The organism is Ruegeria sp. HKCCD6604 (genome assembly GCF_013110635.1).
GTDB lineage: Bacteria > Pseudomonadota > Alphaproteobacteria > Rhodobacterales > Rhodobacteraceae > Ruegeria.
This window is the reverse complement of the sequence record NZ_WVQW01000003.1, coordinates 60,014-79,891: the sequence shown is the minus strand read 5'-3', so window position 1 is coordinate 79,891 and position 19,878 is coordinate 60,014. Positions and strand designations below refer to the sequence as shown.

Sequence of the window (19,878 nt, the reverse complement as noted above, 5' to 3'; positions counted from 1 at the left end):
CCACCTAAGCGACCGGAAAACCGTCGGTCGGGGCGAGCATCAACAGACACCGTAATCCGACCTGGGTGAGGTGTTGCAATGCAGAGAGAGATCGCTGCACGAAAGGGAGGAGATTGAATGAAAAATCTATCGCTTTGGACCTCCGGGATTGCCATTGCACTGGCCACCACGGCCTATGCAAATGACGACCTGGTTGCCCAGATGGAGAACGCAAAACAATGGGCGATCCAGACGGGTGACTACAAAAATCAGCGCTATTCCGAACTGGATCAGATCAACGCAGACAATGTAGGTGATCTGCAAGTGGCCTGGACCTTCTCGACCGGTGTTCTGCGCGGGCACGAGGGCTCACCGCTGGTGATTGGTGACATGATGTATGTCCACACGCCTTTCCCGAATATTGTCTATGCTCTGGATCTGGCAAATGAGGGCAAAATCGTCTGGAAGTATGAGCCCAAGCAGGACCCGGACGTGATTCCGGTCATGTGCTGCGACACGGTGAACCGCGGTGTGGCTTATGCAGATGGCAAGATCTTCCTGCATCAGGCCGACACCAAGGTTGTGGCGCTTGATGCCAAGTCCGGGGATGTCGTCTGGGAAGTCCAGAATGGCGACCCGGCGATTGGTGAAACCAACACAGCCACGGTGTTGCCAATCAAGGACAAGGTCATTGTCGGCATCTCGGGTGGCGAATTCGGTGTGCGCGGGTCAGTTACGGCCTATGACATGAACTCGGGCGAGCAGGTCTGGCGGGCCTATTCCATGGGGCCGGATTCGGACATTCTTGTCGATCCGGAAAAGACCACCCATCTGGGTAAGCCGGTTGGCGCGGACTCGGGTACAAACACCTGGGAAGGCGATCAGTGGAAGATTGGCGGCGGCACCACATGGGGCTGGTATTCTGCGGATCTGGACGAGAACCTGATGTACTATGGCACGGGTAACCCATCGACTTGGAACCCGGCGCAGCGCCCGGGCGACAACCGCTGGTCCATGACCATCATGGCGCGTGACATCGACACCGGTATGGCAAGATGGTTCTACCAGATGACGCCGCATGACGAATGGGACTATGACGGCATCAATGAAATGATCCTCACCGAGCAGGAAATTGATGGCGAGCAGCGCAAGTTGCTGACCCATTTCGACCGCAACGGTCTGGCCTACACCATGGACCGCGTCACGGGTGAGCTGCTGGTGGCCGAAAAATTCGACCCGGTTGTGAACTGGACAACTGGTGTCGATATGGATCCCAACAGCGAAACCTATGGCCGCCCGGCCGTGGTTGCGCAGTATTCGACGGAACAGAACGGCGAGGACGTGAACTCGACCGGTATCTGCCCGGCGGCTTTGGGCACCAAAGACCAGCAGCCGGCGTCGTATGACCCGAACCTTGGTCTGTTCCTCGTGCCAACGAACCACGTTTGCATGGACTACGAGCCGTTCCGTGTCAGCTACACCGCCGGTCAACCCTATGTGGGCGCGACGCTGGCGATGTATCCTGCACCGGATAGCCACGGTGGTATGGGTAACTTCATCGCTTGGGACAACATCAAAGGTGAGATCAAGTGGTCTATACCCGAGCAATTCTCGGTCTGGTCTGGTTCGCTGACCACCGCAGGAGGCATCACCTTCTATGGTACACTAGAAGGTTACATCAAGGCGGTGAATACCGAGACAGGTGAAGAACTTTACAAGTTCAAAACGCCCTCTGGCATCATCGGCAACGTGATGACGTACGAGCAAGGTGGCAAGCAGTATATCGGCATTCTGTCCGGTGTCGGTGGTTGGGCCGGTATCGGTCTGGCGGCTGGTTTGACCAACCCGAATGACGGTCTGGGCGCCGTGGGTGGCTATGCCGCACTCAGCGACTATACCGCGCTGGGCGGTCAGCTGACCGTGTTCGCATTGCCGAACTAAGCCAAAGATCCGGCCGGCGCGGTTCAATCGGACTGCGCCGGTTTTCACTTGAAAAGAAACGAGCGTTCCATGAACCATTCTGTACGTCTTCTGGCATCAATTCTTGCATCTTGCCTTCCTGTTGCCGCGATTGCCGACAATCTGGCAGTCGCGTATTCCGAAGATGGACGGTATTACACCGAAGACGATATCCCGACATTCAACGTGGCCGAGGATGGAACCGTGGACTGGATGACATTTTCAGGCTTCCGGCGCTATCACGCAGAATGCCATGTCTGTCATGGCCCGGATGGCGAGGGCTCGACCTATGCGCCGGCTCTGAAAAACTCAGCGTTGGAAATGGATTATTACGACTTCGTTGATATCGTCACCAATGGCCGCCAGGTGGTGAACGCCGCTGAAAACTCGGTGATGCCGGGATTTGGCGACAACCCGAATGTGATGTGCTTTCTTGATGATATCTATGTATATCTCAAAGCCCATGGATCGGGCGCGATCCCGCGTGGCCGCCCGCCCAAGAAAGAGGCGAAATCTGACGTGATCCGCGAGGATGAAGATGCGTGTATGGGCTAAGGCCTGCCTGCCGATTTTCGGACTTTGCGTCTGGCTTTGTCAGGCAGTGCCCGTGTCGGCGCAGACGTCTGACCTGGTTTCAAGAACGGCTTTTCGCGTCTGTGCGGATCCAGCCAACTATCCCGTGTCATCCAAGGATGGATCGGGATATGAAAACAAACTGGCCGAATTGATTGCCGAAAAGCTGGAACTGCCTGTGCAATATGTCTGGTTTCCGCAGGCGACGGGCTTCATACGGAAAACGCTGGCCGCCAAACGTTGCGATGTGGTGATCGGTTATGCGCAAGGTCATGAGCTGGTGCAGAACACCAACCACTACTACACGTCCGCCTATGCGCTGATCGTGCCGATGGACAGTGATCTGGCCCAGGTGGACAGGCTGAACGATCCCATGCTCAAGGGGAAACGGATCGGGATCGTGGCGGGTACACCGCCTGCGGCTCATATGGCGCGGAACGGGCTGATCGGGCAGGCCAAGCCTTATAATCTCTTCGTTGACCGACGTGTGGAAAGCCCGGCCATCGACATGCTGGATGACCTGCAAACAGGTGAGATCGATGCGGCCATTCTTTGGGGCCCGCTGGGCGGACCACTGGTCAAGGCGGACTATCCTGATTTCAAGGTGATCCCACTGGTCAAAGAAGAGCTGCCGCCGCGCCTGTTCTATCGCATCACCATGGGCGTGCGGCAGGGTGAGAAGGTATGGCAGAGACAGCTGAATTCCCTGATCCGGCGCAACCAGGACGAGATCAATTCGTTATTGGCCGAGGCTGGTGTTCCCTTGGTGAATGATCTGGGGACCGAGGTTCTGGACCTGTCTCAATGATACGGACAACGGTGGCAATTGCGTTGATCTCGACTGCCGCAATAGCGCAGACAGTTTCCGAACCAGGTGATTATCGCATGGATCACTACCGCGCGCCGGTGCCGGATCAGATAACCGGCGGGACGGTCATCGGCCCGGAAGAGGCGCACGGCCTGTGGCAGGAACAAAGCGTCGCGTTCATCGACGTTTTGCCGCAGCCGCCCAAACCGGCCAATCTGCCCGAAGGCACGATCTGGCGCGACAAGCCGCGCGACAGCATTCCGGGATCACTGTGGTTGCCCAATGTCGGCTACGGCGCAATTGCCGATGTTACGGCAGACTATTTTCGAACCGGCCTAGAAGCCAGCACCAATGGCGATATCAACCACGGTCTCGTGTTCTTTTGTCTGGAAGACTGCTGGATGAGCTGGAATGCCGCCCGACGCGCAATCGAATGGGGATACACCAAAGTCTATTGGTTCCCGGAAGGTACCGACGGCTGGGCCTTGTGGGGCTATCCGCTGGAACGGGTAGAGCCAGCCCCGGGCCAACCCGTTGCCGGAGGCGGCTGATCTAAAAACCTGCCAGTTTTTTGTGTAAATGACTGACCGTGCCGTCCGTATCCGTCATGGTCACGTCAACTGCTTGCGCCCTGCTTGGAACGGAAATGCCGACCCTTGGATTTTCGGACAGTGAAATCGACCCCGTCATCTGGACATACCCCGCGCCATCAAGATCGATATCCACGGTCTCTACATATCGCATCGGGATGAACAGCAGGGAAATCTGATCCATCTGCATTCCGGAATGCGACGGGTGATCAATGTTCAGATCCATCTTGTTGGCCCGGTTCGCCCCCAAGCTGGACAATCGTGCCCGTGTGTTCAACGCAGGGACGCGGCCCACCAGTTCGGCCTCCATCGTTCCAAGGTTTGCCAACGCCAGTTCCGGATCAGTTCCGGGAGGTGCCGCGCAGGCGCCAAGACCCGAGGTTTTGACGAAAGTTTCTGAAACCCAAAGGCGGCCATCCGTGGTTTCGGCGATGACATGCATCGGCGTCGGGCCGTTCACGCGCATGGTCACGTCGAAGTAGAAACTCGGCAATGGTTCTTCCAACTCGAACACGGCAGAAACCGGCATCGGGTTTTCGTCCAGCACCAAAGTCACCTTGGCCACTTTCGTCCCCCGAGGGGCCGCAACCTGAGCCGCCAGTTGAGCCCGCGCATCGTCGGGCGTGCGATAGGGGGCATCAATCGCGATGAACGCATCTCCGTTTTGCATCGGTCGGTCGCCATACAACATCGCTCGGACATTTTCCCATGCCTCGTTGGATGCCCAAACCGGAGCCGCCAGCACACAGAACAGGACTGCAATCAGATGAGAAACTTTCATGGTCTTCCTCCTTGCAGGAACCTGCCAAAGGCACGGGGCCCATCACAGGTTGCCATTGTTTCTAACACCGACAGTGCCTGCGGGTCCACGATGCTGACGGTGTTGTCGAACCAGTTTGCAATGACCAGAAGATCTTCGCCCGCCGTCGCATCAATGCCTTCGGGGTATTCTCCAACATCAATCACGGCCTCATGTTCGAGCGTCTCCAGAGATATGACGCTGAGCGTATTGGCATATTGGTTCGTAACAAACGCCCGGCCGTGGGCGAAGGCGATGCCGTAAGGGCGTTCCCCGACCGGGGCCGTTGCGACGACGGAGCCGGTTTCCGCATCGACCACGCTGACATCATTGCTGCCGACATTGCCGACGAACAGACGCCCATCCGGGTCAAAACGCAAGCCGAAGGGGCGTGAACCAACCGGGCTGCGGTGCAGAGGCTGAAGAGTGTCGGCATCGAAAACCGACACCTGGTCCGCGTCCTTGTCGGCCGACGCCAGAAAACGCCCGTCTTTTGATATCGCAATACCCGCCGGGGCGGCTCCGGTGGGCAACTCGGATTGAACTTTCAGAGTTTCACTGTCCAGCACCCACAGTCGGGCGTTGTACCAGTCCGAGACGAAAACCCGCCCGCGATCCTGATCCAGAGCGATTCCAATCGGCCCCCCTTCAAGCGTGACTTGCGCGACCGTTTCACCGGTCTCGGCAGACAAACGCCTGACCATCTTGCTGTCCGGGGATACGGTGAACAGCGTTTCATCCAGACCAACCGCCACACCCGCAGGCTTGCCAGGTAGTGGCCAGCGGGCCGTTTCCTGCATCCTCGCAAGATCTATCCGGCTCAGTTCCTCACCGTTCTGACAGGTGATGAATGCTGTCTGTGCCAGTGTCGGGCAGCCAGAGAACGCCAAAAACAACATCAGCGGGTGGCTAACTTGCCGCACCGAACCGCTCGATCAACGCGTCGAGACCCGCCTGATAGACGCCGGTCACGGCGGCAATGGCGGCTTCGTCATTCAACTCGGCCGGAGGATCGTTGTTTGGATACCCGCGATAGAAGGCACCGCGCCATTCGATGATCGAACCACCTCCGTCGCGCGGTTTTACCGTCAGATGCGACGAGTAGTTGGTGACAGGCAGCACCTCTACCGCGACTTCGGTGATCCGGTAGGAGTAGCTCATTTTTTCTGCGCTGTACTTGTACAGTATTTCATTGATCTTCGGACCGCCTTCCTGGCCAAGTGTCAGCAATCGGGTCGCATCAATCTTATTGCCGCCGTTTCCTTCGGTCGCAAACACAGCCGGATGCCACGACATGTCATCAAAGTTCCCGACAACAGCCCAGACTTCCTCTGGTGAGGCTGCGACCTCGGCAGTCAGCGTGACTTTCTGCCGGGTCGGCCCGTGGGCCCAAACCAGACCCGGAACCAGCAGAGCGGTGGTTGCGGCAAGAAGAAAACGTCGATTCATTCCATGTCCTCCCTGAATGCGCAGAGCGTTTGCACACGCCGCGCGCTTGCGGCGTTTCTTTTGTCAGACCTGACGTGCGAGCGCACGTTGACGGTCACCCGTCACACCCCTTGAAAAATCGGCGGGTGTCGCGGGAAACCGAAGCAAGATCAACCATATACGCGCATTCTTATAAAATAAGAATCGAGCTCAATGATGAAGCTGATAGGCTTTGTTTTACAACACGGCCAAAAGTATCGGTTCCGTTTTTCGGGGCGCTATGCCCCGGATGTTTCAACCTGAACTCTGACTTTCAGGCAACGGGAGGACATCTTGAATATTCGCCTGCTGCCGCTGCTTGCGGCGCTTCTTTGGTGTGCATCCGCGATGACCGCGGCGGCGCTCGATGTAAAGGCTGCGGTGCTGCGGATCGACTATCCGTCGCTTCTGCCGATCTCGCGTTATGATCTGAAACCGGACGATCTGGGGTTTGCTGGTGCCGCGCTTGGGGATGAGGATAACGGAACCACGGGCGGATTTCTGGGACATACCTATGAGACCATCACGATGGCCGCTCCGCCGGAAGAGGCTGACGCCGCAATGGACCGGATCCTTGCCGGAGGCGTGCGCCTGATCGTCCTTTTGGCCAAGGCGCCGGACATGTTGCGCCTGACGGACAAGGCGGCAGAGTCCGGGGCGCTTGTCTTCAACGTGTCCGCGCCTGATGTCGATCTTCGCGACGCAAACTGCCGGGGCAACCTGCTTCATATCGCCCCGTCCCGCGCCATGAACGCCGATGCGGTTGCTCAGTTTGCCGTCTGGAAGAAATGGGGCGACTGGTTCCTGTTGGCCGGATCCAACCCCGAGGATGTCAAGCTCGCGGACGCGTATCGCCGTGCAGCGAACAAGTTCGGCGCGAAGATTGCCGAAGATCGGACCTTTGCGGATACCGGGGGATCTCGCAGAACGGATTCCGGTCATGTTCTTGTTCAGCGCCAATTGCCATTGGACACGCAAGATGCGCGAGATCATGACGTTGTGATTGCCGCGGACGAAACCGATTATTTTGCGCGGTATCTGTCCTATCACCTTTGGACCCCACGCCCCGTGATGGGTTCAGGCGGCTTGCGTCCGACGACGTTTCACGGCGCACATGAGGCATGGGGCGCGACCCAGTTCCAGACCCGTTTCGAGGATCTGACAGGGCGCTATGTCCGCCCCGAAGACTACAACACCTGGCTTGCACTGCGCGTGATCGGCGAGGCCGTGACCCGTGCCAGTACGGCAGAGCCCGAAGGTGTTCGGGATTATGCTCTATCGGACGAGTTTGAGCTTGCCGCATTCAAAGGACAGAAAGTGACATTCCGCGATTGGAACGGGCAGTTGCGTCAGCCGATCCTTCTGTATGACGGGTCGATCACTGTCAGCGTCAGTCCGCAAGAGGGGTTTCTGCACCAGGTCTCACCGCTCGATACGATGGGGTTGGATCGGGCGGAATCCAGCTGTCGCGCATTCGAGTAACCGGAGGTATTGATGAAACGACTGTTGTTGACCGTTGCCTGTGCTGCGCTGACTGCGGGTCCCGTGTTTGCGGGCAAGGCTTTTGTCTCGAACGAGCGGGGCAATACCATTACCGTGGTTGAGACCGAAACCTGGGAAGTGATCACCGAATTTCCAGGCGGCAATCGACCGCGTGGGATCACCGTCAGCCCGGATGGCGGCACGCTGTATGTCTGTGCCTCGGATGACAATATCATCCGGGTGTTTGATACAGAGACCTATGAGGAACTTCCCAGTTTGCCCTCTGGTCCAGACCCCGAACTTTTCATTCTCGAACCCTCGGGCAAGCGGCTCTATATCGCCAATGAAGACGACAATCTGGTGACGGTCACAGACACCGAAACCCGCACCGTTCTGGCCGAAATTCCAGTAGGTGTCGAACCCGAAGGCATGGGAATGAGTCCCGACGCCAAATTCGTGGTCAACACGTCCGAGACCACCAACATGGCGCATTTCATTTCCACCGAGGATTATTCCATCAAGCATAATGTCCTGGTGGACCAGCGCCCGCGCTATGCCCAGTATACAGCGGATGGAAAGCGCCTGTTCGTGACATCGGAAATCGGTGGAACCGTCACTGTCATGGACATTGCAGAAGACGGAACGCCGACGGTTGTCGGCAAAATCAGCTTCGAAGTGGCGGGCGTGCAGCCGGAATGGTTGCAGCCCGTTGGTGCCAAGGTGACTTCGGACGGCAAACGCCTGTTCGTTGCTTTGGGGCCTGCAAACCGGGTCGCCGTTGTTGACGCGCAAAGCCTTGAAGTTCTGGACTATATACTGGTGGGGCAGCGGGTCTGGCAGTTGGATTTCACGCCGGACGAAAAATACCTGCTGACCACAAATGGTAATTCAAACGACATCACAATCATTGATGTGGCCGCAGAGAAAGCCATCAAGTCAGTACAGGTCGGTCAACAGCCCTGGGGCGTGGTGACCATTGACTGAAGTTCTGGGAGGGACGGGAATGAAGAAACTAGTGATTGCAGCGATGGTTGCGGCGTTGGGTGGGCCAGTATCGGCGGCGCCGCTGTGTGACGATCTGGGATTTGCCGGGCTTCTGGCGAAATGCAACCGTGGGGAAACCATCAAGCTGACGCTTGCTTCGGGGCAACCCCTGGGTGAAGACGTGGTTCTGCAATCCGGCGCGTATTACAAGCTTGAGATCACCGCTGACGGGTCAGCGGAACTGGCCATCGAGGGGCCATCGTTCTTTCGCGCGATCTGGATGAACGAGATCGTGATCAACAAGATCGAGATCCGTCCGATGGCGGTGGACAGCATCGAGTTTGACAAGGCCGGCGTGGCTGAATTGTCGTTCATCGCAATCAAACCCGGCAGTCATGAAATTCGCATCCCCGGGTCCACCGGCGAAACGCAACGCATCACGGTTAGTATTCAATAGAGAAGGGATAGGTACATGAAAAATATGGGAGTTTTGATAACCGTCGGGCTTCTCGCGGCCCCGGCTTTCGCCGACGACATTGACGCGGAAACGGTGGAAAAGATCGAAGCCTATCTTGCCTCTGTCGAGTGCCAGATGGACCCGGATGACATCGAGGTTGAAGATGATGGCTATGATCTGGATGACGTCATCTGCAAGGGCGGCAACCAGTTCGATATCAAGCTGGACAAGGATTTGAATGAAGTCAGCCGAAAGGCGGAATAGCGAATAAAAGGGATCGGGTCATGACCAAACTTCTTGCCGCCTGCCTTGCACTTGCACTCAGTTCGGGGGCTTTGGCAGCCGAGACCCTGCCGACCATTCGCGCGGCCGTACTCAAGATCGGAACGGTGAATTGGGAACTGGAGACCATTCGCCGGAACGGCTTGGATCGGAAACATGGCTTTGTCCTTGATGTTCAACCATTTGCCGACAATGGCGCAACGCGTATCGCGGTCGAGGGGGATGAGGCGGATTTGGCGGTTGCCGACTGGATTTGGGTTGCTCGTCAAAGGGCTGCCGGTAAGGACTATGTGTTCATCCCTTATTCCAAAGCCGTGGGCGGCGTCGTTGTGCCCGCTGACAGCCCGGCAACCAGCTTGAAGGATTTGGCGGGCGGCAAGATCGGCATCGCGGGTGGTCCGCTGGATAAATCCTGGCTGATTTTGCGCGCCTATGCAGCAAAAGAATACGGGATGGACTTGAAAGCCGACACCGAACAGGTGTTCGGTGCGCCCCCGCTGATCTTCAAATCTGCTTTGAACGGCGACTATGCCGGGGCAATCAATTTCTGGCATTTCCTGGCCAAGATGAAAGCGTCCGGCATGAAAGAGCTGATCTCGGTTGAGGAAGCCGGGCAGGCTTTGGGGCTCGACACAAATACGCCCTTGCTGGGCTATTACCTGAAACAGAGTTTTCTGAACGAACACCCCGACCTTGCGCAAAGCCTGTTTGCCGCCAGCCGCGACGCCAAGGACCTGCTGGCCAATTCGCCCGAGGCATGGGAGGCGATCAGACCGCGGATGAACGTCAAGTCTGATGCACAGTTTGAACAACTCAGGCTCGATTGGATCGCCGGTATTCCCGATCGTCGCCCGGTCGATGCGGTCGCGGCCAACAAGATGCTGGAACTTATGGCCGAATTGGGCGGGGCTGAGCTGGTGGGCGCTGCGACGACAGTGCCACAGGGTCTTTTTGCTGACGTGGAATAGGATCAGATGCAAAACGTGCGACTCACGCCGCTTTTGTCCATCGCAGGCCTTGTGGCGTTGTGGATTGTTGCGGCGTCGCTGACCGCAGACCCTCAGATTCTGCCGCAACCTTGGGACCTGATCCCCCGGTTTCATCAAGAGCTTGCGTCAGGAGAGTTGCTGCGCAGCCTTGGCGCGACCCTGTCACGCGTGATCTGGGCGTTCGTGCTGGCAATGACTTTGGGAACGATCATTGGCCTGGCCATGGGGCGGTCGGATGCGCTGAACCGCTGGCTTGATCCATGGCTGGTTGTCTTCCTGAACCTGCCCGCGCTGGTTCTGATCGTGCTGTGCTACCTCTGGATCGGTTTGACCGAAGCTGCGGCGATCACGGCGGTTACGCTGAACAAAATTCCCAATGTCGCGACGATCCTCCGAGAGGGCGGCAGGGCGCTGAGCCCGGATCTGGATGCGTTGGCACGGGTCTACCGGATGCCGTGGCAAAGGCGACAGCGTCATGTGATCCTGCCGCAGCTTGCCCCGTTTATCGCTGCTGCTGCGCGGTCCGGGCTTTCTTTGATCTGGAAGATCGTGCTCGTGGTCGAGTTTCTTGGGCGCTCATCCGGAGTCGGGTTTCAAATCCACTTGTATTTTCAGCTGTTTGATGTGGCAATGGTGCTGGTCTATGCATTTTCGTTCATTGCCGTCATGCTGGTTGTCGAATGGCTGGTTCTTCAACCCTTGGAGCGGAACGCTCGACGGTGGAGAACTGCATGATCCGAATTGACATCCGGAAGAAGCGCTTTGAACACCACGCCGTCCTAGGCCCCATTGCATTTGACATCGCCGCCGGGGAAACGGTCGCGCTGACCGGTCCATCGGGCATTGGAAAGACGACGCTGCTGCGATTGGTGGCAGGCATTGACCCGGATTTCGAAGGCCAGATCGTGCGGCCGGATCGACTGGCCATTGTGTTTCAGGAACCCACTTTGCTGCCATGGCGTTCGGCTATCGACAATCTTACCCTGATTCATGGCGACCTGTCGCAGGCTGAGGCCGACGCCGCGCTGACTGACGTGGGTTTGGACGGAAAGGGAGATTTGTTTCCCGGCCAGTTGTCACTGGGTCAGCAGCGCCGGCTTTCTCTGGCGCGCGCCTTTGCCGGGAAGCCTGAATTTCTGATTATGGACGAGCCCTTTGTATCACTGGATTCCGAAACGGCCGAGACGATGCTGACCCTGACCGAGGACCTCATCGCGCGGCATCGCCCGGCGACCCTGTTCGTGACGCATTCCAAACCCGAAGCACAGCGTCTTTCCGACCGGATCCTGAACCTGGTAGCCGGGCCAGACGGGGCCGTTCTGGGTTAGGGTCATTCCGCAGGCTCTCTCGCGGCACCGGGTGCGGTTCGATACATGAAGGGCGCATCCGCTTTGGCGGCATGTTCGTTTGCCTGGTTTTGCAGGGTCTGATGATGGGGTGATTTTATGCAAACCGGATCGGTGGCGCCTGCGTCTCCGATAACGGCCATGGCCTGACAGCGGCAGCCGCCAAAATCAATGGTTTTGCGTTCGCAGGTTTTGCACGGGTCCGACATCCATTCCGTTCCGCGATACGCATTGAACGCGCTGCTACTGTACCAGATATCCGCAAGCGGTTTGTCCTGTACCCGGTCAAATGTCAGATGCGGGATGGACTGTGCCGCATGGCAAGGCAGAACCTGACCGTCTGGCGCCACGTTCAGCCCGGTTGTGCCCCAACCGCCCATGCATCGCTTGGGATAGTCATCATGATAGTCCGCCGGAACATAATCGATGACCAGTTGCCCCTTGAGGTTTTTCCTGGCCTCGGCCACCTGTCGCGTCACCTGTTGCGCCTGTTCCCGCGTCGGCATCAAGGCATCCCTGTTCCGCAAGGCCCAGCCGTGGAACTGTACCGTTGCAACCTCGATCCGTCGTGCTCCCATTTCGCGCGCCAGTTCCAGCGCCCGCGGCAGCTGGTGGGCATTGTGACGGTGCAGCACGAAGTTCAGGGTCAGCGGAAACCCGATCTTCTTGATCCATTCGACCGTTTTCATCTTGCGGTCAAACCCACCCCGATAGCCGCCTACCTTATCCGCCATCGCGGCGTCAGTGCCCTGAAGAGAAAGCTGGATATGGTCCAGGCCGACGTCGTCCAGTTCATGCAGGCGTCGCTCGGACAGGCCGATCGCCGACGTGATCAGGTTGGTATACAACCCGGCCTCACGCGCGGCATTGACCAGCGCAGCCAGATCGCGGCGGGATGCGGGCTCTCCACCTGACAGATGCAATTGCAAGACACCAAGCGCCGCCGCCTCCTTGAAAATACGTGCCCAGGTTTCAGCATCCATTTCACTGTCGAGTTTGGCCATTTCGACTGGGTTGGAGCAATAAGGGCAGGACAATGGGCATCGGTGCGTCAGCTCGGCCAGCATGGCAATTGGGGGAGGGGGTTTTACCTGCATCAGATGACATCCAGAAAGCGACGCACCCGAAGGGCATCCAGAAACCCCGAGCTGTCTTCGACAATCTGTTCTTCCGGGGCGTTGTATTTCCTGGACAGTCTTGCGGTGATCTGACCAAAGCTGCGTTGGCCGTCTACTTCGCTCAGAATTGCATGTCCGATCTGATCCAAAGTCACGGCCCGTTCAGGTGCCAGCAGAACCCATTGTTCCCGCACGGAATCGAAATGGATGCGGACACCACGCGGCAGCAAGGGGACCTCCTGCGCCAACATCACGACGCCTGCCGCATCCGTAAACCGGTGTCCGGCTTCCATGCCCCCGGAGGAATTCGGGCAGGTTCGACATAGGCACCCCACAGGGCATCCAGCTGCGACCAGAGGACATCGGTCTTGAATATCAGTGCCTTGGCTGCCGCGTCCTGTTTTTCTGCGGTGTCGGCATGATCCAATACCCATGCCAGACCAAAAGCCACATCCTTGGGGGCTTCTTTCAGGCGGTTGCGGAAATAGGCAAGTGAGCTGTCATCCGCAAAATCGTAATGCCGAAGCAGGCCTTCGATCCTGTTGGCGTGAATCTTGGGAGCAAACAGTTCTGTGAGTGAGGCCGCAACCGCTTCCAGCAACGACTTTTCGCGGACGTATCGCACGTAAGCATCCACCGCAAATCTGGTGGCAGGCAATACGCCGTCGCATGAAGCGACATAGTCCGGATCAAGACCGACTGCTTCGGCCAGTCGCAACCAGCGCCGGATACCACCTTCGTTGTCTTCCGTGCCGTCATGATCTTCGATCCGCGACCGCCAGGCTCGGCGCAGCGCAGGATCTTCTACACGCGACATGAAGGCGGCGTCCTTCATCGGGATGGAATGCTGATAATAGTAGCGGTTGATCACCCAGGCCCGCACTTCGTCAGGCGTGCATTGACCACCGTGCAGGCGATGATGAAACGGATGAAGGTCGTGGTAACGCTCGGCTCCGATCTGACGAAGTCGCGCCTCGAACTCTTTGCGGCTTTGGGTCATAGCGTTATCTCCATGCCATCCTGGCCTATCGTCCAGCCTTTCGCCCGTGCCTGGGCGTTCTCGGCGCTGTCGGGGCGCAGAACCGGATTGGTGTTGTTCATGTGGATGAACACTTTCCGCCCGATTTTCATATCGGCGAAACCAGCGATCGATCCATCGGGGCCGTCCATCGACATATGGCCCATGCGCTTGCCCGTTTTCTGACCCAGCCCGGCCTGCACCATTTCCGTGTCGTGCCAAAGCGTGCCGTCGAAAAACAATAGATCGGCCTCGTCAAGCCGGGCGCGCAGCTCGGGCGTCAACGCGGCACAGCCCGGTATGTAATATGCCGTCTTCCCCTGCGCGCTCAGCGCCACCCCGACGGTTTGTTCGCCAACCAATTCGGTTTCGACATGTTCCCCTTCTAGATACAGAGGCACTTTGCCGGGCACCGAAAACAATGTTGCCTGCAAGCCGGGTACCAGATCGAACGTCTGATTCAACGAGATCGGCGCGCGAGTCACGACCGAGGCGTTCAAGGCGTCGAAAATCGGGTTCTGCGCGATGACGTCCTGAATGCTTTGGGTTGCAAACAGCGTGAATGGTTGCATCTCACGCAGCGTCAGCAAGCCAGCCACATGGTCGATGTCACCATTCGTCACCAGCACCGATTGAATCGGCACCTCTCGCAACCCGGTCGGATACAGGACGGGCGTATTGCCAAGCTGCGTTCGAATATCCGGAGACGCGTTCAGGATGGCCCAGTTCTTGCCATCGGGTGAGACCGCGAGTGATGATTGCGTCTGCGCCGGAATATGTCCGCTTCGGGCCAGATTGCAGTTTTCACATCCGCAATTCCATTGCGGAAGGCCGCCACCAGCAGCGGCCCCTAGTATTATCGCGCGCAACGTCATCTATTGTTGGCGCTTGCGGCTGATCAGATCAGGCCGCCACCGCGCTCATCGTCATGATCGGGGCCATACATGTTGATTTCCATGCCGCATTCGATCTCGCGAATAACAGGTCTGTTCCAAGCCATATCAGGGTCCTCCTCCTAGGATGTGCTTGCGAGCAATGTGGCAGGTCTCATGCGCCCGTGCGACTCTTAATTCATAAGAAGGATTTAGACTTTGGTCGGTACTCAGGTGTCATCCGACAACGGGGCGACCCCCTGAATGCAAAACCCCTGGTTGCGTATGGTTTTGATTTCAAATCCAAAATCATCCGACCCCAATTTCTTTCTCAGATATCCGATGTAGACGTCCACCACATTTTCGTTACTGGACCCGTCCTGTGACCAGAGCGTGTCAAACAGTTCTCCTCGGGATATTGGCGATCCGGCCTTGCTGTTGAGCAGCGTGAGCAGTTCGAATTCACGTTCGGTGAGCGCAATGCATGTCTCGCGGATTGAAAGTGTTCTGTCCCGCGACGACAGGCGCGCGGGGTCCGGGCGCTGAGAGAGCACGCGTTGTTCCTGTACTTGCAACCGGGCGACAAGCTCATCAAAGCTGAACGGCTTCACGACATAATCATCGGCCCCGGCTTCCAGCCCGGCGGCGCGGTGATCGACATCAGAGAGGGCCGACAACATCAGGATCGGGATTCCGACCCCGGCACGGCGCGCGGCCCGGACCAGTTCGACACCGCTATCCGTTCCCAGCATCACATCTACAATCGCACCTGAGAATGCACCGCTTTTCAACCGCTCCAACCCTTGGTCGGCGCGGTTTTCAGCCTCGGCTGAGTAGCCGTGCAGCGAAAGGCCCCGGACAAGGGCCGACGTGATTCTGGGGTCGTCATCTATGATCAGCAGTCTGGAGACCATTTTCTATGCCTCTGCCAGCGGTAATCGAATGCAGACATTTGTACCGGCATTTGACCCCAGGGCGTTTTCACGTGGAACCGGGCTTGCAACCGAAATGGTTCCTTCATGGGCCTCGACGACCCACCTGGCCAGCGCCAGCCCGACACCGAAACCCTGACTGTTTGCCGTCCCTCCCTGAACAAACCGCTCGAAGATCCGGGTTTGGGCGCCGTGGGGAATACCGGGGCCGTTATCCGTCAGCTGTATTTGAACGTCACCGTCAACCGATTGACCCGACAGCAGCAACGCCTTCCCGTCCCGCGCATGTCGGATCGCGTTGCGTATCAGACTGAGCAGGACCTGACGTATCCAGTTCAGGTCACAGTGTAATGCACAATCCGGGAAGTCGCCCGTTTCAAGCTGCATGTCGGCGCCGTCGATTTCAGGTTGAATGTCGCTCACAACTGTTTGCATCAGATCGCATAGTGCAACTTTGGTTGGTTCCAGAGCCAATTCACCGGTTTCGGATCGGGCGACGCGCAGCAAATCATCGATTCTCTGGTTCAGTTTTGCGGCGCTGCTTTCGATCGTTGCCAACGTCTCTGGTGCGGTCTGAATATCCCTCTGGCCTATCTGAGCTTCCATCATGATGACGGTCAGCGGTGTGCGCAGTTCGTGGCTGACATCAGCAAAAAAGCGGCGCCGGTTTTCGTCGATCTTGGACAGGGATTCATTTGCAGCGCTCAGTTCCCGGGTTCGCTGGGCAATGGTCTCGTTCAACCGGGTCCATTCTGCGTCAACCTCGGCCTGGCGTTTTCTCAATGCAGCCGCCATTCGGTTGGTCTCGCCATATAACTGACCGATCTCGTCATTGCGGGTTTGCGGCAGAGAAATTGCGAATTCGGATTGGCCGACCTGAACCGCCGCATTGCGCAGCCGATCCAGACGAGAGAACTGCGGTCGCACCAGACCAAAGTAGAACCACGCCGTGCTGAGCAAGGCGAACAGTGCCAGTGTCAGTGCCACCCAGGTCAGAACCCAGCGGGTCCTTTCGATCCCCGCCATGACGGAGTTTCGAAACAGAACCTCGGTATTCACCGCCTGGCTGAGAAGGGGATCAAACGCCGACGCAAACGAGTCGACATAGGCGCGCAGCTGGGCGTGATCGGCTTCTGCGTCGGCTAGCCCTTCCAGCGTGCTGGCCAGCAGCGCTTCCATTCTGGCCAGACCCAGGGATTGGGTTCCGTATCGCGATTGTTCGTCCAGCCCCAGGGATTGAACCGCGGCTACGGCATCTTCCACATCGGAACGAAGCTGTAGAAACGTTGCCCCAATCTGGTCTCGGATCGGCGAAAGGCGATCGAGTCGAGACTCGACCGTTTGGCCGGTCTGTATCGACTCGGTTGCGATCACAAGAAATGTGGCGGCCTGGGTCGACAGAGCAGCATAGCGTGCCATGCGGGTTTCCGATGCCAGTGCCGTTTCCAGGCGGCTGGCGACGGTCTGCATCCCGAAGTAAAGGATTGCGGCCGCCAGCAGGGTGCCTGATCCCAGCACGACGGCCCCAAGGCCCAAGCGTGTTTTCAGAAGCAGACTCCGCTTTGCGGTTTGTGGTGCGGCCGTCATGATTTCCGCCTCATCAGGCCCCGGGCCGGATCATACCCCCAAACGGCGATCGCGCTCAGTATCGCGGTTGACGCCAGAACCCACAGCAGGGCGCCCCAGTTGATTTGCAAGTAAAGCAGAAACCGGATCAACTCGACCACATGCGTGAAAGGATTGAGCGCGCAGATATCACGCAGCAATGGCGAGCTCTCAGCCATTTTCCACAGCGGATAAAGGGCGGAGGACAGGAAGAACATTGGGAAGATGACAAAGTTCATCACCCCGGCAAAATTCTCCAGCTGCTTGATGAAACTGGACAGCACCAGTCCCAGCGCGCCCAGCATCAGACCGCCCAGAACCAGCCCCGGCAGAACCGCGACATAACCGGGTAACGGCAGTACAATGCCGAACAAAGCGGCCAATGCGAGAAACGTATAGACTTGCAGAATGGATATCGCCGTTGATCCCAGCAGACGGCAGAACAACAGCCACCAGCGTGGGAACGAGCTGGTCAGCAGCAGGCGCATCGAGCCCATCTCGCGGTCGTAGACAAGGCTGAGCGAGCTTTGCATCCCATTGAACAACAGAACCATCGCGCACAGGCCGGGGACGATATAGGTCTCGTAAGTGATATAGGTCTGATAGGGTGGAATGATCGACAGGCCGAGGGCCGCACGAAACCCTGCTGCGAAGATCAAAAGCCAGACCATTGGCCGGACCAGAGCTGCGAGAAATCGTTCGCGTTGATGGATGAAACGCAGAAACTCGCGTCCGATGATGGCGCGGGCGACTCCCAGGAAACCGTTCATGTCGGGACCTCGGTTCGGGACAGGAACCAATCGGACAATGTTTGATCCCCCCGCAAGCAGCCCACCTGCCCACTGGCAAGAATCTGACCGCGATGAAGAACCAGCAGCTGGTCGTCGTCGCGTATTTCATCTGTCAGATGCGTGGCCCACAGGATGCACAGCCCCTGTTCCGCCAGGTCGTGCACATGGTCGGTTATCGCGTGCCGAGCCGCGGCATCAAGCCCAACGGTCGGCTCGTCCAACAGCAACACCGAAGGGTCGTGCAGCAGGGCACGCGCCAGCTCCATCCGGCGGCGATGACCGCCATTGAGATCGCGAACACGTTCCCCGGCACGTTCCCGCATGTTCAGTCGATCCAGCGCCGCGTCGATACGGCCAGGGACTTCGGATCGTGGTAGCCCATGCAGAGCTGCGAAATAGGTCATGTTCTGGCGCACCGTCAAACCCAGATCCAGTGTCGGTTGCTGAAAGACCACGCCAAGCTTTGCCAGCGCCTTGCGCGGGGATTGGCGCAGATCATGGCCTGCGACCGTGATTTCACCGTCCGGCGCCACAAGCAATCGCGTGAGCAGCGACACCAGTGTCGATTTCCCGGCCCCATTCGGACCGAGCAGACCGCAGAACATTCCCGCCGACACGTCAAAAGAGACAGCATCCAAAGCCGTCTTGGCGCCATAATGAAAGCTCAGGTCGCGTACGGCGAGACCAGGATCGGTTTCCGCCGAGGGGCGCGCGTCTGACATTCTTCCTCCGTCCCGAACCATGGTTCTTGACAGCAGCTTGCATCGTCGGGGCGCGTTTCTCAACCTTCCAGTCCGAGGCCGGACCACGACTTAAGTATGTGAAGCTTCACGGATTTGATGGTATTTCCCGAAGGATCCGTCGCCAAAACTGGCCAGCCGAGACTGTCAGGGGAAGGCGGGCCTGATCGGCGCGAACACCCCGTTTTGCGAGCACCGCTTTTCAGTTTGCGTTCAGCAAAAAAGATCTGAACTCTTTGAAGACGGGGGATCTGCTGAAAGAGGGTGTGAATTTGGCCACCATTACGCGGGGCAGCTTCAACGAGGCCGAATACGGGCGAACCAGATCGCCATTGTCCAGCAATTTCTGAACCAGAACTTCGTGCGCCATCAACACGCCACCGCCATGACGCGCCTCTTCCAGCGCGACGGAATACAACGAGTGCACGGTTCCCGTCTTCGGTACACCTGCGCCATCCGGTTGGCTGTTCAGCCAAATGTCCCAATCATTTGCCCATGCCCCGTCATGGAGAAGGGTTTCCCGCGAAAGATCTGAAACAGATTTCAATCTGTCCGCGACCGAGGGCGCGCAAACCGGGAAAATCACATCTTCGGCTATTTTGATTTCGTTGATTCCGATCGGTTCACCGGAAAAGAACAAAGTCATGTCAAATGGTTCACGCGCAAGGTTTGGCGGCGTTTCAAGGGCCACGACAGACACGGACAAATCCGGGGCAATTTGCCTGAGCGTTCCAAGTCTGGGCGCCAGCCACAATTGCGCGATCGACGGCAGCGCGGCGACCTTGACCTTGCGCGGCAGGGCCTTGGTTCGAAGTTCCTGCACGGCCATTCCCAATTGATCAAACGCCTGGGTGAACCCGGGCAAAAGCTCTTCGGCGAGCGCCGTCATCTCGACCCCACGGGCATTTCGGACAAAAAGTTGGGTGCCGGCCCAGGCTTCAAGGGCCTTGACGTGCTGAGTTATCGCGCCCGGAGTAACGGATAGCTCGTCTGCCGCAGCGGCAAAGCTTCCAAGCCGAGCCGCCGCTTCAAATGCTCGTAAAGCATTGAGATGTGGGCCTTTCGGGCGACGAGGGGAAAGTGACAT

24 protein-coding genes are annotated in these 19,878 nt (G+C 57.9%); 11 read left to right on the top strand and 13 right to left on the bottom strand.

Annotation, left to right across the window (positions count from 1 at the left end; translation table 11 throughout):
• The first annotated feature begins 117 nt into the window (after nt 1-117).
• From GS614_RS10425 to GS614_RS10410, 4 genes are all read left to right on the top strand, one after another.
• The gene (locus GS614_RS10425) at nt 118-1,920 is read left to right on the top strand and encodes a methanol/ethanol family PQQ-dependent dehydrogenase (protein ID WP_171726208.1); all 1,803 of its coding nucleotides are present in this window, start codon (nt 118-120) and stop codon (nt 1,918-1,920) included.
• A gap of 69 nt (nt 1,921-1,989) precedes the next feature.
• On the top strand, nt 1,990-2,493 hold the full coding sequence (locus GS614_RS10420; protein ID WP_171726207.1) for a c-type cytochrome, methanol metabolism-related: 504 nt from the start codon (nt 1,990-1,992) through the stop codon (nt 2,491-2,493).
• On the top strand, nt 2,477-3,319 hold the full coding sequence (locus GS614_RS10415; RefSeq protein ID WP_371809394.1) for a substrate-binding domain-containing protein: 843 nt from the start codon (nt 2,477-2,479) through the stop codon (nt 3,317-3,319). Before GS614_RS10420 ends, GS614_RS10415 begins: the two co-directional genes overlap by 17 nt.
• Nucleotides 3,316-3,870, top strand: a complete 555-nt coding sequence (locus GS614_RS10410) for a PQQ-dependent catabolism-associated CXXCW motif protein (RefSeq protein ID WP_171726205.1) — start codon at nt 3,316-3,318, stop codon at nt 3,868-3,870. Before GS614_RS10415 ends, GS614_RS10410 begins: the two co-directional genes overlap by 4 nt.
• A 1-nt stretch (nt 3,871) precedes the next feature.
• On the opposite strand, the gene GS614_RS10405 is transcribed toward GS614_RS10410, so the two are convergent.
• From GS614_RS10405 to GS614_RS10395, 3 genes are read right to left on the bottom strand one after another with little or no spacing between them, the layout of a single operon-like run.
• Nucleotides 3,872-4,690: a quinoprotein dehydrogenase-associated SoxYZ-like carrier gene (locus GS614_RS10405; RefSeq protein WP_171726204.1), complete on the bottom strand. Its 819-nt coding sequence runs from the start codon at nt 4,688-4,690 to the stop codon at nt 3,872-3,874.
• Entirely contained in the window at nt 4,687-5,631 is a 945-nt protein-coding gene (locus GS614_RS10400) for a YncE family protein (protein ID WP_367396974.1), read from the bottom strand. The genes GS614_RS10405 and GS614_RS10400 overlap by 4 nt, the downstream gene beginning before the upstream one ends.
• Nucleotides 5,618-6,157, bottom strand: coding sequence for an SRPBCC family protein (locus GS614_RS10395; RefSeq protein WP_171726203.1), 540 nt, complete (start codon nt 6,155-6,157; stop codon nt 5,618-5,620). Before GS614_RS10395 ends, GS614_RS10400 begins: the two co-directional genes overlap by 14 nt.
• Nucleotides 6,158-6,523: 366 nt before the next feature.
• On the opposite strand from GS614_RS10395, the gene GS614_RS10390 reads away from it, so the two are divergent.
• Genes GS614_RS10390 through GS614_RS10360 form a run of 7 tightly spaced genes read left to right on the top strand, consistent with a single transcriptional unit; the run spans nt 6,524 to nt 11,697 of the window.
• Nucleotides 6,524-7,657, top strand: coding sequence for an ABC transporter substrate-binding protein (locus GS614_RS10390; RefSeq protein WP_171205979.1), 1,134 nt, complete (start codon nt 6,524-6,526; stop codon nt 7,655-7,657).
• Nucleotides 7,658-7,669: 12 nt separating this feature from the next.
• A complete protein-coding gene (locus tag GS614_RS10385) occupies nt 7,670-8,641 on the top strand; it encodes a YVTN family beta-propeller repeat protein (RefSeq protein WP_171726202.1) in 972 nt (323 codons plus the stop codon).
• Nucleotides 8,642-8,660: 19 nt separating this feature from the next.
• Nucleotides 8,661-9,098: a hypothetical protein gene (locus GS614_RS10380; protein WP_170346824.1), complete on the top strand. Its 438-nt coding sequence runs from the start codon at nt 8,661-8,663 to the stop codon at nt 9,096-9,098.
• Nucleotides 9,099-9,113: 15 nt separating this feature from the next.
• Nucleotides 9,114-9,362 carry a PepSY domain-containing protein gene (locus GS614_RS10375; RefSeq protein ID WP_171331245.1) on the top strand — a complete coding sequence of 83 codons (249 nt, stop codon included), beginning with the start codon at nt 9,114-9,116 and terminating at the stop codon, nt 9,360-9,362.
• 20 nt (nt 9,363-9,382) lie between these two features.
• Nucleotides 9,383-10,348 carry an ABC transporter substrate-binding protein gene (locus GS614_RS10370; RefSeq protein WP_171331247.1) on the top strand — a complete coding sequence of 322 codons (966 nt, stop codon included), beginning with the start codon at nt 9,383-9,385 and terminating at the stop codon, nt 10,346-10,348.
• 6 nt (nt 10,349-10,354) lie between these two features.
• A complete protein-coding gene (locus tag GS614_RS10365) occupies nt 10,355-11,104 on the top strand; it encodes an ABC transporter permease (protein WP_171726201.1) in 750 nt (249 codons plus the stop codon).
• Complete coding sequence (locus GS614_RS10360) at nt 11,101-11,697, top strand: ABC transporter ATP-binding protein (RefSeq protein ID WP_171726200.1); 597 nt, start codon at nt 11,101-11,103, stop codon at nt 11,695-11,697. The genes GS614_RS10365 and GS614_RS10360 overlap by 4 nt, the downstream gene beginning before the upstream one ends.
• Before the next feature lie 2 nt (nt 11,698-11,699).
• Here the strand turns inward: GS614_RS10360 and pqqE are convergent, their stop codons facing one another.
• The 10 genes from pqqE to GS614_RS10310 form a co-directional block, all read right to left on the bottom strand.
• Entirely contained in the window at nt 11,700-12,812 is a 1,113-nt protein-coding gene (pqqE, locus tag GS614_RS10355) for a pyrroloquinoline quinone biosynthesis protein PqqE (protein WP_171331252.1), read from the bottom strand.
• Complete coding sequence (pqqD, locus tag GS614_RS10350; RefSeq protein ID WP_253283556.1) at nt 12,812-13,126, bottom strand: pyrroloquinoline quinone biosynthesis peptide chaperone PqqD; 315 nt, start codon at nt 13,124-13,126, stop codon at nt 12,812-12,814. Before pqqD ends, pqqE begins: the two co-directional genes overlap by 1 nt.
• Nucleotides 13,084-13,833 (bottom strand): pyrroloquinoline-quinone synthase PqqC, encoded by a 750-nt coding sequence (pqqC, locus tag GS614_RS10345; RefSeq protein ID WP_171118343.1) that lies wholly within the window; start codon nt 13,831-13,833, stop codon nt 13,084-13,086. The genes pqqD and pqqC overlap by 43 nt, the downstream gene beginning before the upstream one ends.
• Nucleotides 13,830-14,726 carry a pyrroloquinoline quinone biosynthesis protein PqqB gene (gene pqqB, locus GS614_RS10340; protein WP_171726199.1) on the bottom strand — a complete coding sequence of 299 codons (897 nt, stop codon included), beginning with the start codon at nt 14,724-14,726 and terminating at the stop codon, nt 13,830-13,832. Before pqqB ends, pqqC begins: the two co-directional genes overlap by 4 nt.
• Before the next feature lie 23 nt (nt 14,727-14,749).
• Nucleotides 14,750-14,851, bottom strand: a complete 102-nt coding sequence (pqqA, locus tag GS614_RS10335) for a pyrroloquinoline quinone precursor peptide PqqA (protein WP_117873022.1) — start codon at nt 14,849-14,851, stop codon at nt 14,750-14,752.
• 102 nt (nt 14,852-14,953) lie between these two features.
• The gene (locus tag GS614_RS10330) at nt 14,954-15,637 is read right to left on the bottom strand and encodes a response regulator transcription factor (RefSeq protein ID WP_171726198.1); all 684 of its coding nucleotides are present in this window, start codon (nt 15,635-15,637) and stop codon (nt 14,954-14,956) included.
• A 3-nt stretch (nt 15,638-15,640) separates the two neighbouring features.
• Entirely contained in the window at nt 15,641-17,242 is a 1,602-nt protein-coding gene (locus GS614_RS10325; RefSeq protein ID WP_171726197.1) for a HAMP domain-containing sensor histidine kinase, read from the bottom strand.
• A complete protein-coding gene (locus tag GS614_RS10320; protein ID WP_171331257.1) occupies nt 17,239-18,030 on the bottom strand; it encodes an ABC transporter permease in 792 nt (263 codons plus the stop codon). Before GS614_RS10320 ends, GS614_RS10325 begins: the two co-directional genes overlap by 4 nt.
• Entirely contained in the window at nt 18,027-18,773 is a 747-nt protein-coding gene (locus GS614_RS10315; protein ID WP_171726196.1) for an ABC transporter ATP-binding protein, read from the bottom strand. Before GS614_RS10315 ends, GS614_RS10320 begins: the two co-directional genes overlap by 4 nt.
• A 220-nt stretch (nt 18,774-18,993) precedes the next feature.
• The gene (locus GS614_RS10310) at nt 18,994-19,878 is read right to left on the bottom strand and encodes a LysR family transcriptional regulator (RefSeq protein ID WP_171726195.1); all 885 of its coding nucleotides are present in this window, start codon (nt 19,876-19,878) and stop codon (nt 18,994-18,996) included.

Bases quoted from the DNA above. Each gene is read 5' to 3' on its own strand.
- pqqE (WP_171331252.1), bottom strand. From the start codon at position 12,812: ATGCAGGTAAAACCCCCTCCCCCAATTGCCATGCTGGCCGAGCTGACG.
- pqqA (WP_117873022.1), bottom strand. From the start codon at position 14,851: ATGGCTTGGAACAGACCTGTTATTCGCGAGATCGAATGCGGCATGGAA.
- GS614_RS10415 (WP_371809394.1), top strand. From the start codon at position 2,477: ATGCGTGTATGGGCTAAGGCCTGCCTGCCGATTTTCGGACTTTGCGTC.
- GS614_RS10325 (WP_171726197.1), bottom strand. From the start codon at position 17,242: ATGACGGCCGCACCACAAACCGCAAAGCGGAGTCTGCTTCTGAAAACA.
- GS614_RS10410 (WP_171726205.1), top strand. From the start codon at position 3,316: ATGATACGGACAACGGTGGCAATTGCGTTGATCTCGACTGCCGCAATA.
- pqqD (WP_253283556.1), bottom strand. From the start codon at position 13,126: ATGGAAGCCGGACACCGGTTTACGGATGCGGCAGGCGTCGTGATGTTG.
- GS614_RS10375 (WP_171331245.1), top strand. From the start codon at position 9,114: ATGAAAAATATGGGAGTTTTGATAACCGTCGGGCTTCTCGCGGCCCCG.
- GS614_RS10370 (WP_171331247.1), top strand. From the start codon at position 9,383: ATGACCAAACTTCTTGCCGCCTGCCTTGCACTTGCACTCAGTTCGGGG.
- GS614_RS10320 (WP_171331257.1), bottom strand. From the start codon at position 18,030: ATGAACGGTTTCCTGGGAGTCGCCCGCGCCATCATCGGACGCGAGTTT.
- GS614_RS10385 (WP_171726202.1), top strand. From the start codon at position 7,670: ATGAAACGACTGTTGTTGACCGTTGCCTGTGCTGCGCTGACTGCGGGT.
- GS614_RS10360 (WP_171726200.1), top strand. From the start codon at position 11,101: ATGATCCGAATTGACATCCGGAAGAAGCGCTTTGAACACCACGCCGTC.
- GS614_RS10330 (WP_171726198.1), bottom strand. From the start codon at position 15,637: ATGGTCTCCAGACTGCTGATCATAGATGACGACCCCAGAATCACGTCG.
- GS614_RS10380 (WP_170346824.1), top strand. From the start codon at position 8,661: ATGAAGAAACTAGTGATTGCAGCGATGGTTGCGGCGTTGGGTGGGCCA.
- GS614_RS10390 (WP_171205979.1), top strand. From the start codon at position 6,524: ATGACCGCGGCGGCGCTCGATGTAAAGGCTGCGGTGCTGCGGATCGAC.
- GS614_RS10395 (WP_171726203.1), bottom strand. From the start codon at position 6,157: ATGAATCGACGTTTTCTTCTTGCCGCAACCACCGCTCTGCTGGTTCCG.
- GS614_RS10425 (WP_171726208.1), top strand. From the start codon at position 118: ATGAAAAATCTATCGCTTTGGACCTCCGGGATTGCCATTGCACTGGCC.
- GS614_RS10420 (WP_171726207.1), top strand. From the start codon at position 1,990: ATGAACCATTCTGTACGTCTTCTGGCATCAATTCTTGCATCTTGCCTT.
- GS614_RS10365 (WP_171726201.1), top strand. From the start codon at position 10,355: ATGCAAAACGTGCGACTCACGCCGCTTTTGTCCATCGCAGGCCTTGTG.
- GS614_RS10310 (WP_171726195.1), bottom strand. From the start codon at position 19,878: ATGTCACTTTCCCCTCGTCGCCCGAAAGGCCCACATCTCAATGCTTTA.
- GS614_RS10315 (WP_171726196.1), bottom strand. From the start codon at position 18,773: ATGTCAGACGCGCGCCCCTCGGCGGAAACCGATCCTGGTCTCGCCGTA.
- pqqC (WP_171118343.1), bottom strand. From the start codon at position 13,833: ATGACCCAAAGCCGCAAAGAGTTCGAGGCGCGACTTCGTCAGATCGGA.
- GS614_RS10405 (WP_171726204.1), bottom strand. From the start codon at position 4,690: ATGAAAGTTTCTCATCTGATTGCAGTCCTGTTCTGTGTGCTGGCGGCT.
- pqqB (WP_171726199.1), bottom strand. From the start codon at position 14,726: ATGACGTTGCGCGCGATAATACTAGGGGCCGCTGCTGGTGGCGGCCTT.